Source organism: uncultured Nitrospira sp. (assembly GCA_902500695.1).
In the GTDB taxonomy this organism is placed as follows: Bacteria; Nitrospirota; Nitrospiria; order Nitrospirales; family UBA8639; genus Nitrospira_E.
On the sequence record CABVRQ010000002.1, the window covers coordinates 17,836 to 20,213 of the forward strand.

General features: G+C 47.4%; 1 protein-coding gene and 1 pseudogene. Both read left to right on the forward strand.

The features are described 5' to 3' along the window. Positions 1–1,461 (forward strand): annotated as a pseudogene (locus tag AAH187_RS00525) (hypothetical protein); the annotation flags it as partial. Positions 1,462–1,935: 474 nt separating this feature from the next. Further along, the coding region (locus AAH187_RS00530; protein ID WP_342346476.1) for an SUMF1/EgtB/PvdO family nonheme iron enzyme at positions 1,936–2,378 on the forward strand (443 nt) is incomplete at its 3' end.

A 2,378-nucleotide genomic window follows, 5' to 3' on the forward strand; every position in this document is an offset into this window, starting at 1 on the left:
CACACGTTTTTGAGTGAGCGATATGCCGGGGATGCCAATAGAAAAAATTCCATGCATATTGGTATTGCCGAGCGATACGATTTAGTCGTACCAAAGGCAGGCGGTCCTCGTCTGCAACCTGGAGACTATATTCATTTTAACGGACGGTCTTCCAAATTTTCTGAGGGAAGTTGGGGAATTCTGCGAGTCTTGGATAAGGAGACGTCTGACCTGAAACCGCTCCCAGCTGGGTATTCAGGTCGAAATGAAATTCCTAAGCCCCTTCCGGTGTGTCCCGAAGAGGCTCCGGTGAAATCATTTAACGTGGTTGCCATGGACTTTTCGGAGATGAGTTTTAATCCTAGTGCTCCGGAATCCATTGAAATTGACTTTGAGAGGACCATCGACCTGAGAAATCCTGATGGCAAGATCTACGTCCTTGAGGATGAGATCACGAAAGTGGCAGGGGACTACCACCCGATGCCATTGACGATTCGCGCAAACGTGGGAGATTGCATCAAAGTGAATCTCAAAAATAAAATGAAGGAGAGCAGGGCTTCATTCTCGGCCATCTCCTTGGCCTTTAACCCGCAAGATTCCTTGGGGGCCAACGTCGGAAATAATTCAGGGGATCAAACCATCGCCCCTGGTGAGTCAAAGACCTATACCTATTATGCTGATCCTTTTAACGGGGAAATTTCATCATTGGTATGGGACTGGGGAAATGTGATGTTAAACCCGCGAAACGGCCTGTTCGGGGCGGTCATCATCGGGCCGAAAGGTTCACAGTACCGTGATCCAAAGACCGGTGCCGACATTTCCATGAAAAATAGTTGGGAAGCGGATGTGATTATTGACAGGACCATTCCAGGCCAAGAAAACCGCAGAAATTACCGTGATGTGGCTTTACTCTTTCAAGATGAAGACAACATTATCGGTACCAGCTTTATGCCGTATGTCCAGAATGTAGCCGGCCTCACCGGTGTCAATTATCGTTCTGAACCCTATCTTCACAGAGAAGAGGCTGGTTGTACGCTTGGACGCATGTTCCAGCCTTGTGAGGTGGATAATCCACAAGATCCGGTCACTCCGCTTATCCAGGCACATGCAGGGGATCCTGTGAGGATTCATGTGTTCGGTGCCAGCAGCGAGCAAAACGGGATGTTTAGTGTGGAAAAACATGAATGGCCGATCGAACCATTCATGCCGGGAGCCGACGAAATCAGTGTGGTGGAATTCGCCGGTTCGGAAACGATCGATGTATTTATTCCGTCCGCTGGAGGGCGTGATATGCTTGCCGCAGATTATGTCTGGAATAATCAGCGGCTGCCTTACTCGCAATCTGGTCAGTGGGGCTATTTAAGGGTGCTCCCGAAAAATGACCAACGGATTCTGCCTCTGGAAAGAGGAACGAGTGAGGTGAAGCAAGCTTCAATCGACGTGGTGGAGACCGGCAGAGTCTTGCCGGTGGCAGCCAAATAACCACTCCTAGCTTTAATTTTTAAGAATGGGGGATTCGAAAGAATCCCCCATTTTTTTTTGATTTTTAAAATGGACTTCTTTAATCGATTGTGAAATTAAGCGGATCAAAAATCAACTTTAAGCAAAATTGAAAATTCCTTTAGGTCAGCTGTTATAATGTTTCTATCGGAAGTTTCTCTCGTTTAGGTGTATTTGGATTATGTATTCTTTTTTAAATGGCCTTATGGATTAAACAGGGTCAGGCATTGATGAAAAGCCGATTACGGCTTTTGGCAATACGCCTTGACCTCGCCGAAAGGTGAAGCTACGATTTGGTTCAATAAATGACCATGCTGACATAAAAATATTGGGGTTCCCAGCGAATGGCTTCTTTCCCGAAAGACACGAAGATATTCGAGTTCGTCTTTGGGATGGTGAATTCTCCAATTTTTCCATCAGTGGCGTCTTAGTCGTCGGATTAATTTGGAGGGGTTTATGCGTGTAAGACGAAATAGGAAAAGTCTTGTTTCGACAGGGTTGTTGGTGGCCGGGTTTACCCTGATGTCAGGGATGATGGCATGGGGTCTGGACGTGTCGGATATTCGACCGGAGTGGACTGAGGCTGGGAAGAAATTAGCCTTGCAGCGGGCCCAATTGCCTACTAAAGAAAAAAAAGTGGTGATTCCAGCCGGATGGTTTACCATGGGGAGTAATAAAAAAATAGATCGGCAGGCCTACCGGCCGGAGATGCCTCAACACCAGGTATATCTGGATGCTTTTGAGATTGATGCCTATGAAATCACGGCTTTGGAGTATTTGCGTTTTGTCGTGGACACGGGCCGTTCGCCATTGCCCGACTGGAAATTCGACGGGGGAAACTTTCAGGAGAGTATGGCTCATCATCCGGTGATGCATGTCTCCTGGTATGAAGCCGATGC